Annotated in this window: 1 rRNA gene; it reads left to right on the forward strand. The window is 42.6% G+C overall.

Annotated features, from left to right (window positions below):
• Nucleotides 1–199: ribosomal RNA gene (locus BVF91_RS13060) — 23S ribosomal RNA — on the forward strand; the annotation flags it as partial.
• Nucleotides 200–392: the final 193 nt, after the last annotated feature.

Raw genomic sequence — 392 nt, forward strand, 5'->3', positions numbered from 1 at the left:
GTAGCCGTACGCACAGCTGGGTAGCCAAGTTTGGAAGGGATAAACGCTGAAAGCATCTAAGCGTGAAACCCACCTCAAGATAAGATTTCCCATCCGAAAGGAGTAAGACACCTTGAAGAAGACGAGGTAGATAGGCCGGAGGTGTAAGAGTAGAAATACTTTCAGCTGACCGGTACTAATAAGTCGAGGACTTGACCTTTAGCATTGTGCAGTATTCAAAGTTCATTTAAGAAAGCATAAATAGAGAAAAAATCTATCAAAAGCGAACGATTAATGAAGCTTTCGTGATATATCACGATGAATGTAGCGTAGTTTGGCGTATGAGCGAAAGCGAAAGCCGTCACAACGCATAGACGGCGTTAGCCAAAGTAGCGAAATGAATCGATGATATA

Source organism: Thermoanaerobacterium sp. PSU-2, assembly GCF_002102475.1.
Taxonomy (GTDB): Bacteria; Bacillota; Thermoanaerobacteria; order Thermoanaerobacterales; family Thermoanaerobacteraceae; genus Thermoanaerobacterium.